This is a genomic window from Paenibacillus ihbetae, from assembly GCF_002741055.1.
Taxonomy (GTDB): domain Bacteria; phylum Bacillota; class Bacilli; order Paenibacillales; family Paenibacillaceae; genus Paenibacillus_AQ; species Paenibacillus_AQ ihbetae.
In genome coordinates, this window is record NZ_CP016809.1 from 3,478,552 (window position 1) to 3,493,314 (window position 14,763).

Sequence of the window (14,763 nt, forward strand, 5' to 3'; positions counted from 1 at the left end):
GAGTTACACCATCATCCTATTCACAGACTTGATGTAACGGGCTCGGGCGATCAGGAAATAGATCGACTGGGCAGCCAGGAATGCCGATGAAGCCGCCAATACAGGACCTCTTACATAAGGAGAATCCAGGTATGCAAGAACCGGACCGAGCACAACCAAGGACTGCACGGCTGCAACCAGGATCGGGATAAGGAACAGCACGGCAATCTGAATCGTTGCGGAGATGTTCATCTCCCGGGCGCTGAGTCCGATCTTGGACAGGGAACGGTACATCGCTTGGTCAGCCGAAAGCTCCGTGTGCAATTTGAAATACAGGAAGCTCGCGGATGAGATCGAGAAGATCAAGGCGACAAACACCCCGATAAAGCTGAATAACGAAAATCCTTGTTTATTGACATAATAGTTCTCCGCTCTGGATTCTATATAACCTTCACTGATTGCACTTCCGTTCCATTCCGACAGCTTCAGGCCGAGCTTGGTTTCAGGATCGTCCTTCTGGGGGAGCCCTGGGGAATCGGGAAGAATAAACGGATACGTGTGATTCACGCTGATTTCATATTCTTGATTTCCGCCCCGCAGCTCTTCAAATACAGTGTCCGTAACGACCAGCAATCTGCCGCTATATACAAAAGCCGCAATCCGGTCTGTGCGGTTCTCCAAACTGAAAGAGTAGGGCTGACCGGATAAATCGATATCCGCTTCCGTTAGCTTCCCCTTACTCTTCTTCGCTGCATTCGGGGTTTCCGTCAATAAGGCTTCATTCTGGCCGAGCGTTCCGGACGGCTTGGTCTTTATGATGGCAGCCAAACGGTCGTATTGGGATTGCGGCATGATGTGTAAGGAGTTCTCCCCATTCGCTGATACGTGATAGTAGATGGTTTCGACCTCCGCCCGTTTATACTCCAGCCCTTCTGCCTGCAGAAGATTTTCAATCAGGGCCAGTTCTTTCTGCGTTTTCGACTCGTCGGCGATATAGCTGTAGCTGTAACTAAGCGCATACGGGTTATCCAAATATACCGATCGTATCGATTGCTGCATGGCCAGCACGAAGCCGGTGCTCATGGAAGCCAGAGCCACGACGACCGTGACCAGAAACAGCATGCGGGCATTGTCCTTGATCTTGTAACTCATTTCGGATATCCATAGCAGGTTCGTCCCTCTCCAAGTGGTCCTGCGATTTCGCTGCAGCATGCGAACGACCCAGACGGATAGCTGGGAGTAGAAGAAATAAGTGCCCATGATGCCGGTAACCGCAGCAATCATCAGTCCTATAGGATCTAGCTCCTTGACGCGAAGGACGGTAAAGCCGATGGTCAGCAGGATCAGGCCCAAGAGGGCCAGGAACATATTGGCTTTCGGTTCGGTCTTCGGTTTGCTGGTGCCTTTGAGAAGCTCCAAAACTTGGTTCTTCCGGATAAACAGCAAGGTGAAGAGCGAAATGACGAGAAACAGGGCGGCGAACGCACCGGCGGTCAGCAGAATCGCTTTGACCGGCCAATAGAAGGGCAGCTCGTCCATATCAATTACTTTAGTGCTGATGAGCAAGAACACCTTCGATAACAGCATTCCGCTGGCAATGCCCGTTACAATGGCGATAGCGCCAATGAGCGTGTTCTCCAGAAAGATCAGCCAATTGATCTGCTTGGCTTCGGCCCCGAGGATCGTAAGAATACCGAACTCCCGGTTCCGCGACTTCAGAAAGACGCTGATCGAATACAGCACGAACAAGAAGGCAAACACATACACGATTACGGTGGCAATCGTCATGCCCGTACGCGTCATGGCGCCCATAGGCGAATTCTCGATGGCCGGATGATAGATGAATACCGCATAGGTAAAGAAGATCATGACCATGAACGAGCTGCTTAAGAGATAGGCAAAATACTGACGTGCATTCCGCCGGACGTTGTTAAACGCGAATTGAGGAAAGTTCACTTGTATTCCCTCCCCAGAACGATAGCGTATCGATGATTTTTTGGAAAAAGGACTGCCGGTTCTCGCCGCGGTGAATTTCGGCGGCAAGCTTGCCGTCCTTAATAAAGACGATGCGATTGCAATAGCTTGCGGCCAAAGGATCGTGCGTCACCAGCATCAATGTGGTACGGTCCCGTTCATTGATCTCGGCGAGCGACTCCATCACAATCCGCGAGGAGTTCGAGTCGAGTGCTCCTGTCGGCTCATCCGCAAGGAGCAGCAGAGGCGAGCCGATAATCGCTCTGGCAATCGCGGTACGCTGCCTTTGGCCCCCTGAAATCTCGTATACGCGTTTATTGAGAATCTCGCGGATGCCAAGCCGCGAAGCGGTTTGCTGCAGCAGCTTCTCCATGTCCTTGAGCGGACGGCGGTCCAGCGTCAGCGGAAGCACGATATTCTCGGCAACCGTTAACGTATCAAGCAGATTGAAATCCTGGAATACGAAGCCGAGCTGTCTCCGGCGGAAGTGGGCAAGCTCGCCTTTTTTCATGGTGTACGGATTCTTCTCCCCGATTTTGACCTCGCCGGAGCTTGGCCGATCGATGGTGGATACCATGTTGAGCAGCGTGGTTTTGCCGCTGCCCGAAGGGCCCATGATGCCGACGAATTCCCCTTCTTCGATGGTGAGGTGAATATCGGTAAGGGCTTGTGTCGCCACTTTGCCCGTATATACTTTGTTTAATGCTGTGACTTCAAGAATAGCCATAAACCCGTAAGCTCCTTTCGGTTCCCTGATTAGTGTAACCTAACTCTATCGCATACTGCCCTGGCCCTGCTATGGATTTAGGTGAAACGGAGCTTACATCTGCCATAAGGTTATGTTCGTATTTTTGTTCGGATGCATGGGATCATGGTTGGAAAAAAGGCCGCCGTCACACAAAAAAGACACATCTAGGCTCGTGATGTGTCTTGGTTTTCGGCTCGGCGCAGCGTCAAGGTGACGGTGGTTCCTTCACCGAGCGTGGATTCCAGTTCTACGGAATGATCAAGCTTATGGGCGATTTCACGAACTAGATAAAGACCCATGCCGGTGGATTCATGGTATTGCCGGCCGCGCTCACCGGTGAAGTAGGGGTGGAACACCCGGTTGATATCCTCCGGTGCGATGCCGATCCCTTCATCGCGTATGTGCAGCTTAACGAATGCTCCTGACGCTTCGGCTGTCAAATGAATCTTCTTGCCGGGGCTGCCCGAGTAGTTCACGGCATTCGTCAGAATCTGACCCAGCATGAACCTGAACCATTTGGCATCCGTATAGACGGAAGTCTGATCATCGATATGGAACACCGGCGAAATGCCTTTGCGTATGAACAGCTTGCGATTCTCGACGACCGATTCGCTTACCGTGTTGCGGAGTCTGATGGCCTCTACCGCGAAATCCTGCTCGAACCGGTCCAGACGGGCGGTGTACAGCACCATTTCCAGGCCTTTGCGTATCCGTTCGAGCTCTTCCCGTATATGCTCGGCAGGTGTTTCACCGACTTCATCGAGGGTAAGCTGAATGACGGACAGCGGGGTCTTCATTTGATGCACCCAGCGGTTCATGAAGGCGAGATGCTGGTCTGTCTGGCTTTGATGCCGGTACAGCTGCTCGCGATATAAACGTTCATAATGGCTGATCCGCTCATGCATCGCTTCCGGCAGGGGCGCTTCACCCAAGGGAGGGTTGGAGAACTCCTCGGAAAGGTCCCCGGAAGAAAGCTCCCGATACATCGTGCGGTGGGAAAGATAGCGGTACGCAAGATAAGCGAGCAGCACGACGCTGCTCAGCAGGATCCCGTACAGCACGATGGCAAAGGGCCTGCCCTCCCCGGCGAGCCAGTACAGAAGGGGGACAAGCAGCATTTGTACGGTAAAGAACAGAATGAGCGGGAGATGCTCCCGCAGAAACAGTCTCATAAGGGCTCCCTGCCGGGCGTAAACCGGTAGCCTGCTCCCCGAACGGTCTCGATGAGGTCACCGGCGTCCAGCTCGCGAAGCTTCCGGCGAACCCGCGTGATATAAACATTTAACGTATTGTCATCAATGAAATGCTGACCCTCCCACATCAGATCCAGCAGCCGTTCACGGCTGACCACGCGGCCTTCCTTCTCCATCAGCATCGTCAGCAGGGCCGCTTCCTTCTGGGTAAGCTCGGCTGACCGGTCTCCATAGACCACCACGAATCGCTCAGGATACAGGATGAGACCGGCGCCTTCGATGGTATGCTCCTCCTCTTGGCCAGCGGCATAGGCGCCGACCGCACGGCGCAGGTGGCTGCGGATTTTGGCCAGCACCAGCTCCATGTCGAACGGCTTCGTAATGTAGTCGTCAGCCCCGTTTTCCAGCGCCATGATTTGATCCATGCCGCTGTCGCGTGCCGAGATGAAAATAATCGGACAGTGGGATTGGGTACGGATTTGCCGGCACCAGTAGAACCCGTCGTATTTCGGCAGATTAACATCCAGCAGCACCAGATCCGGCTTCGTATCCGCAAAAATGTCCGTGACTCGGCTGAAATCATCAATGATGCGTACGTTGTAATCATATTTGGAGATGGCCGATCTTAATTTATCCGCGATGCGTTCATCGTCTTCCACGATCAGAATGGTGTACATCGATTCAACTCCTTTTCACGCAAAAAACCGCCCGCATTCAATATACCATACGCATCGTGCAGATTTCGTAACGTCCGGTCGTACGGGTCCCTGAACCCTTGCCCAGGCCCATGCATAAGATGTAGTCACAAATTAACCAACTGCCTGGAAAGGGCGTGACGGCATATGGGAATTCAACTGACCGCGATTCACTGGGTGTACCTGGCGTTCATCGTGCTGATCTTGACGCTGCTGATCCGGCGCCGAGACACAACGCTGACTTGCGTGACCGGCATCTTTGCGCTCGGCTTGCTGGCGACGGAGACGCTTAGCGGCTCGGTCTCGGGCGTGTTCGATTCGTTCATTTATGCAACGAAAGAGCTGATGGGCACGATCATGATTATATCCATTATCGTGGCAATGAGCAGGGTGCTGATCAAAACCGGGATTAACGAGACGATGGTGGCACCGTTAACGCGCTTTCTCCGCACGCCGGCGATGGCCTATTGGGGGATCGGTCTCATTATGATGATCACCTCCTTCTTCTTCTGGCCTTCGCCTGCCGTGGCGTTAATCGGCGCCGTTCTGCTGCCGGTGGCAATCCGGGTCGGACTTCCAGCCCTCGGGGCTGCGGTAGCCATGAATCTGTTCGGTCATGGTATTGCGCTATCAGGCGACTATATTATCCAGGGAGCACCGAAGCTCACGGCCGATGCGGCAGGGCTGCCTGTAGCCAGTGTCATGGCCGCCAGCGTGCCGCTTGTAATCGTGATGGGAGCCGTGACAACCGTTACCGCGTTTTGGATGATGCGAAGGGATTTGAGAAACGGCACTTGGCGGGACGGTCTCGTCACGATTAAAAGCACGGGAGATGCGCTCACGACCCATTCGGATGAGGAGCATGATACAGCGGCTATATCGCCGGGGATGAAGAAATGGCTGGCGATTGCGATTCTGCTGCTGTTCGCTGCCGATGTTGCGGCGATGTTCTTCCTGAAGCTGCAGGGAGGGGATGCAACCGCCCTCGTTGGCGGCACGGCCGTCCTCATTCTTGGTGCCATTACCCTGGTCGCTCATCGTAACCGGGGACTTGAGAAAGTCACCTCATATTTAATCGAGGGTCTTACGTTCGGCTTCAAGGTATTCGGTCCCGTGATTCCGATCGCAGCTTTCTTCTACCTGGGCGATGCAGCGTTTGCGGAGCTGTTCGGATCCGTTCTGCCATCTGCCTCGCACGGCATCGTGAACGACCTGGGGGTTGCCCTTGCCCATGTGGTGCCGCTCAATGGTGCGGCGGGAGCGGTCACCTTAACGATTACCGGTATCATCACCGGTCTTGACGGCTCCGGCTTCTCCGGGATCTCGCTGGCCGGCTCGGTTGCCCAGCTGTTCGCCGCTGCCATCGGCTCCGGCGCCGAGACGCTGACTGCGCTCGGCCAGGTGGCTGCCATCTGGGTTGGAGGCGGCACGCTGATTCCTTGGGCGCTGATTCCGGCGGCAGCGATTTGCGGCGTCAGCCCGTTCGAGCTGGCCAGACGCAATCTGAAGCCTGTGCTGATCGGTCTTGCGGTCACAACAGCGGTTGCGATGTTCCTCATATAAGTGGTGTCTGGATATCTGCATCACAATTGCAGCAACATTTGCAGGGACATCGTGCTAGGCATATTCTGCGTATTGGCTATGTCGGAAACGTAAATGGGCGCGAGCTTGTCAGCTCCGCGCCCTGCATTTTCAATCCGTGGATGATCCGGCATCCGTTATCTTGATCTTGAACTCATAGGTGATCGGGATGCGGCTAAAGGTATCATCCCACTGATCCTTGATCTTCTTCCACAGCTTTGGGTGCTTAATTCGAAGCTGCTCACCGAATCCTCCAACGTCCGCATGGTAAACATGCTGCATCTTATGGAGCACCTGGTCGATTTGCTTGGAGGCTTGCTTCTCGAACACCTTCTCCATCTCTTTAAGATAGGCCTCGGTGGAGGGGATCTCCGGAAAACTCCAGTCCTCAATTAATCGCCCCTCCGATTCCATCTTAATATGAAAGGAAACCTCGCCATCCTTAACCCTGGGAATGATCTTGCTGCTGGAATCCTCTATTTCATAGGATACCGTATACCCGCCTGGCGCGTAGGCCTTAAGCGCTCCGCCCCGGGCTTCCCCTCTGATCCAGGACAAGCCTTCCACGTCGAACTGGGTTAATTCCCCGATCCACTTCTTGGAGCTGCCTTTAATAATGGCAGCCCCCGAAAACTTGTGTTCCCCTTGCGATGTAACCACATTTTGCAGCAGAAAGCTGGTGCCCGACTGCATGGTGCTGTCCAGCTTGATCAAGGTCACCGGAGGAAGAATTTTGTTGGACCGGCTCCGGTTATCGACGAGTCCCGTCAGATAGAAGGCGGGGACTTCCCCGGGCTCGGTCGAGCTCAATGCCTCGATTGCGGCCCGGTGGCTTACCACGACAAGACAGCTGGGACGTATGGCGTTATCGCGCAGGATGAAATCGAAGATTTGCTCCAGGCTGTACTTTTTTGCCAATTCGGATGCAACGACGATTACCTTGAGATGGTCTCCGATCAGCGGGCGGTCTCTCCGAACCGAGAACTGGCGAAAAATTTGAATCAAGGAATCCCCCGTCAGCTTCTCGTTTAAATAGGCCGAGCTGGACCCTTGCGACCCGCCTGAGCCGCCTTGGCCCTGCCTCTGGCCACGACCTGAGATAGGTGGAACAATCTGTACCGTTGCGGTTAGCACATTCCTCTTAGGGTATGACCCTCCTTGCGTAGCGATATCGCGTTCGAATCGGGATTCGCTGGCGACATCCAGCCCAAGTCCCACAACAATGCTCAAGTCTTCAATTTCCTGGCTGCTCCAGCATCCGGTATTAAGGACGAGCAGCATGGCAGCAGCGATACTCAGCCATTGGCGGACCCGTCTGTTCATTTCGATGTCGCTCCTTTCTTCCGGACTAAGCTGACGAGCAGCAATATCAGCGGGATAACTCCGAACAGAAAGACGGAGGCATATCCGACCGTATCGCCGAGCTTGAAGGCTTCCGTCACGTCTTTAGGAATCATCGCGATGAGGAAGATGACAGGAAGCAATGCAAACACAAAGGGACGGAACTTTTTGTTAAATACTTGCGACCATCCCAGGGATGCCGCATATAGCGTAACGGTATAGGTAGAGAAAATCTGCATAATCCAGATGACGAGCAGGAGGGATTCGAACCTTTCAAAAATCAAGCCCTGCACTTCAAAGCTGCGCATCAGGTCCAATGTCGGCCAGGTTCTCGTCTTTACGCCGTCAATTGACATTCCTCCGATGACCATAACGACGGTAAAGGTATAGATCACGACCGGTACCGAAATGCCGGCAATCACCGCTCTGGTGGCTTTTTTGGGGAATTTCATGAATGCCGTGGCGATAAGCATAATCTCATAACCTGTAAAGGACAGAAGCGTAGGCTTGATCCCCCGTAATACAGGCATAGGGCCGGAGCCAAGCACCGGCCTCAGGTTGTCCATCTCGAATATCGTGCTGCTCAGCATGAGGGCGAGAACCAGAAACACTAGCGTAATCGGCAAAATGATTTCATAGAGACGGGCAATGCAGTTGATGCCGCCAAGCGTCAAATACAGGCCGATCCACATGAAAGGCAGGACGATTGCCCACATGGGTGTATCCTCCAGCAGAAATAATCCCGTCACCTCGGCCAAAATCCTAATCTCAAAAGCGGATATGACAATGAAATATCCGATGACCAGCAGGCTCAAGATGAATGCAATCCATTTCCCCGTAATTTCCGGTACGAACTGAAACCATGTCTTCCCTTGAAACCTTTTGCACAGCAATACTACGATCCAGCCTGCTGCCATAACGATAAGTCCGGACACGATGATCGAGATCCATGCGTCCGGGGTTCGAACCGCGTCTACGGTTGTTCTGGGAAGGGTAAGAATACCGGCTCCAAGCATATAGTTGATCACCATTACAGCTGCCTGTGAAGTGGAGATATTCTCTTTGGAAATCGGATTGGAGCTGCTCATCGTTCTAACCTCTTTTCACTGCATGGATAGTCTTCAGTTTCTGCGATCGCTGTCATTCGGTTTTAACATAGAAGGCCGCTTCTTCATCATTTTGAGCGGAGCTCTTATCATAAAGTCCTTCCACTCGCTTAACTTATAGGGTGTCATAGGACTTACATAAGGGACGCCAAAGCTCTTTAGACGTACCAGATGGCTGCAAATCAGCAGGAAGAACAAGACGACGCCGAACAGTCCCAGCACCGCGGCGCTGAACATCCCGGTGAAACGAAGAATGCGCAGGGTAATCCCGGCGCTGTATACCGGAATGGTAAAGGACGAGATTGCGGTAACGGCAACGACGATCACCAGGAACGGGCTGACGATGCCCGCGTTGACGGCCGCATCGCCGATGATCAGACCGCCGACGATGCCCATCGCAGGTCCGATCGGCTTCGGGAGCCGGATCCCCGCTTCACGTAAGATTTCAATCGAGACCTCCATGATAAGCGCCTCAATGATCGAGGGAAACGGTACCCCTTGCCTTGTCTCGGTAATGGAAAGCGCAAGCTTGGTCGGAATCAAGCCGGGGTGATACGAAATGAAAGAAATATAGAGCGCCGGGGCCAGCAGGGCGAGCATAGCAGCCAGAAACCGCAGCACACGTATAAAAGTGCCCGGCAGCCATCGATCATAGTAATCCTCCGGCGATTGGAGCAGCATGCTGAAGGTAACCGGGAGGATGAGAGCAAATGGAGTACCATCAAGCAGAATGGCAGCTCTCCCTTCCAGCAATCCGGCAATCACCCTGTCCGGTCTTTCGGTGTTCTGCACCTGCTGAAACGGACTAAGCACGTTATCTTCAATGAGCTGCTCAATATATCCCGACTCCATAGGATCATCGATTTCGATCTTCTGAATCCGGGAGGATACTTCTTCAACCAGCTTTGGATCGGCAATGTCCCTCATGTAGGCCAAAACCAGGTCCTTCTTTACACGGTTCCCCACTTCGAACTTCGTCAGGACGAGACTCTCGTTTTGTCCGTGGAGCCGGAGCAGACCCGTATTATCTCCGAGGCGCTCGGTAAAGCCGACACGGGGACCGCGCAGAAGCGCCTCCGAGATCGGGTCCTCAATGCTCCGGCTTTTTCCTTTTGCGGCTCCGATGAGGAATGCGCCCTGCATTCCTTCAACCACCAGCCCGGTTTTTCCGAACAGGACCGATTCCACGAACCTCTCCGTCTCGGTCACAACTTGTACTTCGCTGACCGTCACCACCTGCTCGGTTAAATAGTCTTTCAGCGCGCTGCTTGAATGAAGAATGGCTATTCGATGTTCTTCCGGTATGCCATGATGCATTAGCGGTTTAAGCAGCTGCATATCGACCAGATTAATGTCCGTTAATCCTTCGACGAACAGGAGCGCGGCTCTGACCTTCGTTCCACGAATCGTAATCTCACGAAATCGAACATCCGCTTGATTTCCGATAACGTTACGGATCGCTGTTAGATCTGTATCGTATTTTCCGGTCAAGCGCATATTTTTTAGCGGACTTTCCGTTTTAGGAGGAGAATGCTTGTCCGGCTTCAAAGAAAAGCTGGAGGTTAAGGATTTTCGGATCATCTTGAACATGGGTATGAGCAGGAGAGGGATTATCAAGAGCAGAAAGGCTTGAGCAAAAACAGTCCATTTTGGAATGTAGTATAAAACCGTCGACCACAACAAATATCACCCCCGTAATTCCTCTGATTATCGTCATAAATGAAGATCAAGTGTATTGTTACCCGAGACGGCACGTAGCATTCCGTTTTTTTCATTTTCAGAGAGTAGAGCCCATACGAAAAAAAGGACACCCGAAGGCCATGAATCCGGCCTTGCGAATGTCCCTTGCATCAATTACAAGCGAACCTTTCAGCTTTCTTGCTTGGATAAGGAGAACGGAAGCTCCTCCGGTGTATAGGAACGGTAGCTCGGCGCCAAACCAAGCCGGAAATCCAGGGTCTTTCCTGCCAAGATATCCTCATGCGTTATAAACAGCTTGGTGTATTCCTCGCCCCCGAGCGCCACTTTCGAAACGAAATTGGATTGCGGGTTGTTGTTATCGGTATTTATGCGCATCAGCTTGCCGTTCGGCAGCTCAATGGTGACGCTGTCGAACAGCGGAATGCCGAGCACATATTCATTGCTTCCAGGGCAAACCGGATAGAAGCCCATCGAGCTGAATACGTACCACCCCGACATGCTGCCGTTGTCTTCATCCCCCGGGAAGCCGTCATAGCCGCTGTTGAACAGGTTGCGCATCAGCTGCTTTAGAACCACTTGGGACGAGGCCGGCTGCCCGACATAATTGAATAAATACGGAATATGGAAGCTCGGCTGATTGGAGATTGCCAGCTGCCCGTAATCGATCGCGGCCATCTCACTCATCTCATGGATTTCAAAGCCGTATCCGAGCACGTCGAAATCCGGCGCTTTGTTGCATAATTCGGTGATTTTGTCGAAGAAGCGTTCTTTTGAACCGTACGCTTGAATCAGGCCTTCGAAATCCTGGAACACGGCGAAGCTGTTCTGCCAGGCGCTGCCTTCGGCATAGTCCCGCCCCCAAGCGGTGTCGTCGAATTCTTGGCGGAATTGTCCGTTCTTATCCTTCGCCCGCATAAAACCAGTGACGGGGTCGAAAATGTTCCGGTAATTCAACGCGCTCTGCCGGTATTGCTTGGCAGTGCTCTCCTCGCCGAGCACGTCGGCAACACGGCTGATGCAGTAATCGCTATAGGCGTAATCCAGGGTATGGTTTACGCTTTCGTGGTAGCTGCTTGGCACATACCCGTATTGGAGGTAATCCAGTGTCCCTTGGCGCCCGTAGCAATTCTGCCCGCTCTGCGTCGTGGCTGCCTTCAGCATGGCCTGCAGCAGCTCAGGCATCAGGTGCATGCCGATTCCTTTGGCGGCAGCATCTGCGATCACGGCATCGATCAGCGTTCCCGGCATCAGGCCGCGCTCGTCCGGAGAGAGCCACTTCGGCAGAAATCCGGCCTCGCGGTAGGAATTCAGGAAGCCCTCGAGCATTTCCTCATACTCTTTCGGAGCAATGATGGAGTACAGCGGATATACCGTTTTGTATGTATCCCAAAATCCGTTATTCGTGTACAAAATCCCTTTTTTGACCGCTTTAGCTGTCGTATCGTAATGGACCGGCTGCAGGTCGGCGTCCAGTTCATAGAACTTCTGCGGGAACAGGAACATGCGGTACAGACAGGTATAGAATGTGCGCAGGTATTCTTCGTTCGAATGCGTGACCTGGATTTTGCCCAGGTAATGATTCCATGCCTCGGCAGCGCGGTCCTTCAGCTCATCCAGGGTGCCGGTTACTTCACGCTGAAGGTTAAGCTCGGCCTGTTCGATGCTGATAAACGAGGTTGCCAGCTTCACCTCCAACACCTCCCGCTCGCAGTCCTTAAATCGAATGACGGCATGTTGATCGATGCCGCCCAGCGAGACTTCGGGATTGAAGGCACCTTCTGCGTCATAATAACCGGACGCGGAGAGGTCCACATCTTTGCTGAAGCTCATGGCCACATACATCCGGAAATCCTTGTCGTGGCAGTCGGCAAAATTGCTGACGTATCCGGTGAGCCTGCGCTCCGCGGCATCCAGACGGAACACGCTCTTATTGCTCACGTTCAGCACCAATCCGGCCTGTTGCTTGGAATTGTATCTTACGCGCATCGCAGCTCCGTAACAGGTCGGAACCAGCTCGGTCGTAATGTTGTAGCGCTGCTGCTTTACCCGTAGATAGTGCGGCTTGAATACGGCCTCCTCCGGACGGTAAGAGCTCTGACAGGTGAAAACTGAGCCTTTGATTTTGTCATCGGCGATCGGCGTCATCAGAAAGTGGGTGAAATCGCCCATCCAAGGACTTGGCTGATGCGTCAGCCGAATGCCTTGGAAGATGCGGTCATGCGGATTAAAGAACCAGCTGCCTTCATTGTGGGTCTGCACAACGAAATGGTTCATGCCGAAAGGCACGCCTGTATAGGGAAGCGTGTTTCCGTTGGAATATGGATATCGGCTGTTGGAGCCCTGCCTTGTATCGATGTAATGCAGCATATGAACGTCTCCTTTTTTTATCAATTAAAAATAGATCTTGGTTACAGCCTCTTTACGGTCTGTCGTTTGACGAGCCGAACCGGGACCACAACGTTCTCCTTGGCTTGAAACCGGGGCTGCTGCTCAATAAGCCCGATCAGGCTTTCGGCGGCAAGGTATCCCATCCGCTCGAAATCCTGCGAGATGGTGGTCAGCTTCGGCTCGATCAGACCGGCAAGCTGAATATCGTCAAAGCCTACGATGGAGACATGGTCCGGGACGGACAGTCCCTGTTCTTTGGCAGCTTGAATGATTTCGATGGCCATGAGGTCATTCTCGGCCACGATGCCGGTAATGCCGTGCTCCATGACGGTCTCGAGGAGTTGGATGAAATATTCCTTCGATGCAGGATTGACATGCGCCAAAACCAGCTTGGTCAGATCATATACGTCGGGATCGGTCAGGCCTGCGTCGAAAAGCGCCTTCAAGTAGCCGAAATAACGCTCCCGGAGCGACGATGAGTCCTCGATCTTCTGGGATGAAACAAAAGCGACTCTTGTGTGATGGTTGTCGATCAGATGCCGGGCTGCCTGGTAGCCGCCATCGAAGTTATCGGCCACCACGGAGAGGAACGGGATCCCCTGGATACATTTATCCATCGTGACGAGCGGATAGCCGGAAAGATGATACTGATACAATATTCCCAGATCCGACACGCTGTTGACGGGGTAGAGGATCAGGCCCGAATGGGAGGATTGCAGGGCGCTTTGCAGCAGCTTCCGCTGTCCGACAATCGTATTCGACTGGATGTTGAGCGTGTAATCCGTCGCAGCCAGATATTCATTAATCCCTTTCTCGTAATCGCCGAGCCCGGGATTATGGGCAAACGGCAGGATCAGCAGAACGTCCTTGCTGCTTCCGCCGGAAGATTGCCGGGGAGGGGGAGAGGAGCTGACAAAGCTGCCCTTGCCTTGGATCCGGTAGATCAGCCTCTCATTCTCGAGCTCGCTCAGCGCCCGCTTGGATGTAATGCGGCTTACGTTATAAGTTTTTGAGATTTCAGCTTCGGTTGGCAGTTGATCCCCGCTCTGAAGCTCTCCGGATTCAATCTTCGTTCGCAAGGCATTCGCGATTTGCTGGTAAAGCGGAATCTGTTCCATTGTTCCACAATATCCCCTTGTCATTTGATATATCATATAGGCGGGATCTGATAAAAAAATCTACAGGTTAATATTACAACATTTGGGTTGGTATGTCGACCTGGAGAGTCCTTTGTAAGTGTAAACATTAGATTTTATCAGAGGTATGCCTATTCTGTTTAGGATGGCAGCTGCGAGGGATTAGCTTTCCATATGGTAATTTGTTTCATTTGTTGTTATATCAAATTGGGAGATGTGGGTAATCCTGGGTTACTTTTCAAGATTGCTAAGTATGCCCGGTTAGCGGGCCTCTATTCCATATTTAAAATTTTTCCAAAAACTACTTTTATATATTGTAAAACGAGAATGTATGTTCTATATTGAATTAAGATTGCAATTAGGAGCAGGGAGGCTGATGGGATTGGGACAAACGGCTTTGTTGGTCATTGACGTTCAGAATGCGATGTTTGACGAAGGGGATCCGGTATATGAGGGGGAGCGGCTGCTGGCAAACATCAAGCAGCTTATAGCGAAGGCCCGGAAGGACAATGCCCCCGTGTTCTACATACAACATAGCGATGAAGGTTTGGAGAAAGGGTCGGAGGCATGGAAGATTCATGCGGATATTGCGCCTGCAACGATGGATACGATCATTCACAAGACCAAGCCGGACTCATTCTATCATACGACGCTGGAGGACGAATTGAAGCGTCGCGGGATCGAGCATCTCGTGCTTGCCGGAATGCAGACCGATCTGTGCGTGGATACGACTTGCAGGAGGGCTGTTAGCATGGGCTACCGTGTCACCCTGGCGAGCGACGCCCACAGCACTTGGAATAATTCAGCCCTGACCGCTCAGCAGATTATTGATCATCATAACGACGTTCTGCGATGGTTTGCGGCAATTCGACGAATGGAAGAGATCGATTTTCACGAAGAAGCCGGCGAGTAATCGCCGGC

The 14,763-nt window shown here is 52.7% G+C and carries 11 protein-coding genes; 2 read left to right on the plus strand and 9 right to left on the minus strand.

Annotation, left to right across the window (positions count from 1 at the left end):
- Nucleotides 1–3: 3 nt before the first annotated feature.
- From BBD41_RS15465 to BBD41_RS15480, 4 genes are all read right to left on the minus strand, one after another.
- Nucleotides 4–1,935 carry an ABC transporter permease gene (locus tag BBD41_RS15465; protein WP_099478104.1) on the minus strand — a complete coding sequence of 644 codons (1,932 nt, stop codon included), beginning with the start codon at nucleotides 1,933–1,935 and terminating at the stop codon, nucleotides 4–6.
- Nucleotides 1,910–2,680 carry an ABC transporter ATP-binding protein gene (locus BBD41_RS15470; protein WP_099478105.1) on the minus strand — a complete coding sequence of 257 codons (771 nt, stop codon included), beginning with the start codon at nucleotides 2,678–2,680 and terminating at the stop codon, nucleotides 1,910–1,912. Before BBD41_RS15470 ends, BBD41_RS15465 begins: the two co-directional genes overlap by 26 nt.
- 185 nt (nucleotides 2,681–2,865) lie before the next feature.
- Complete coding sequence (locus BBD41_RS15475) at nucleotides 2,866–3,873, minus strand: sensor histidine kinase (RefSeq protein ID WP_077568696.1); 1,008 nt, start codon at nucleotides 3,871–3,873, stop codon at nucleotides 2,866–2,868.
- Nucleotides 3,870–4,571, minus strand: a complete 702-nt coding sequence (locus BBD41_RS15480; protein ID WP_099478106.1) for a response regulator transcription factor — start codon at nucleotides 4,569–4,571, stop codon at nucleotides 3,870–3,872. The genes BBD41_RS15475 and BBD41_RS15480 overlap by 4 nt, the downstream gene beginning before the upstream one ends.
- A gap of 165 nt (nucleotides 4,572–4,736) precedes the next feature.
- On the opposite strand from BBD41_RS15480, the gene BBD41_RS15485 reads away from it, so the two are divergent.
- Nucleotides 4,737–6,152 (plus strand): hypothetical protein, encoded by a 1,416-nt coding sequence (locus BBD41_RS15485; RefSeq protein WP_099478107.1) that lies wholly within the window; start codon nucleotides 4,737–4,739, stop codon nucleotides 6,150–6,152.
- Between the two features lie 129 nt (nucleotides 6,153–6,281).
- On the opposite strand, the gene BBD41_RS15490 is transcribed toward BBD41_RS15485, so the two are convergent.
- The 5 genes from BBD41_RS15490 to BBD41_RS15510 all read right to left on the minus strand — a co-directional run bounded on the left by BBD41_RS15490 (nucleotide 6,282) and on the right by BBD41_RS15510 (nucleotide 13,824).
- On the minus strand, nucleotides 6,282–7,493 hold the full coding sequence (locus tag BBD41_RS15490; protein ID WP_099478108.1) for a Ger(x)C family spore germination protein: 1,212 nt from the start codon (nucleotides 7,491–7,493) through the stop codon (nucleotides 6,282–6,284).
- On the minus strand, nucleotides 7,490–8,599 hold the full coding sequence (locus BBD41_RS15495) for a spore germination protein (protein WP_099478109.1): 1,110 nt from the start codon (nucleotides 8,597–8,599) through the stop codon (nucleotides 7,490–7,492). The genes BBD41_RS15490 and BBD41_RS15495 overlap by 4 nt, the downstream gene beginning before the upstream one ends.
- Nucleotides 8,600–8,632: 33 nt before the next feature.
- Nucleotides 8,633–10,297 (minus strand): spore germination protein, encoded by a 1,665-nt coding sequence (locus BBD41_RS15500; RefSeq protein ID WP_099478110.1) that lies wholly within the window; start codon nucleotides 10,295–10,297, stop codon nucleotides 8,633–8,635.
- A gap of 189 nt (nucleotides 10,298–10,486) precedes the next feature.
- Nucleotides 10,487–12,685, minus strand: coding sequence for a GH92 family glycosyl hydrolase (locus tag BBD41_RS15505; RefSeq protein ID WP_099478111.1), 2,199 nt, complete (start codon nucleotides 12,683–12,685; stop codon nucleotides 10,487–10,489).
- 41 nt (nucleotides 12,686–12,726) lie between these two features.
- Nucleotides 12,727–13,824: a GntR family transcriptional regulator gene (locus tag BBD41_RS15510; RefSeq protein WP_099478112.1), complete on the minus strand. Its 1,098-nt coding sequence runs from the start codon at nucleotides 13,822–13,824 to the stop codon at nucleotides 12,727–12,729.
- Between the two features lie 394 nt (nucleotides 13,825–14,218).
- Between BBD41_RS15510 and BBD41_RS15515 the strand changes: the two genes are divergently transcribed.
- Nucleotides 14,219–14,755: a cysteine hydrolase family protein gene (locus BBD41_RS15515; RefSeq protein ID WP_189636088.1), complete on the plus strand. Its 537-nt coding sequence runs from the start codon at nucleotides 14,219–14,221 to the stop codon at nucleotides 14,753–14,755.
- The last annotated feature ends 8 nt before the right edge of the window (nucleotides 14,756–14,763 follow it).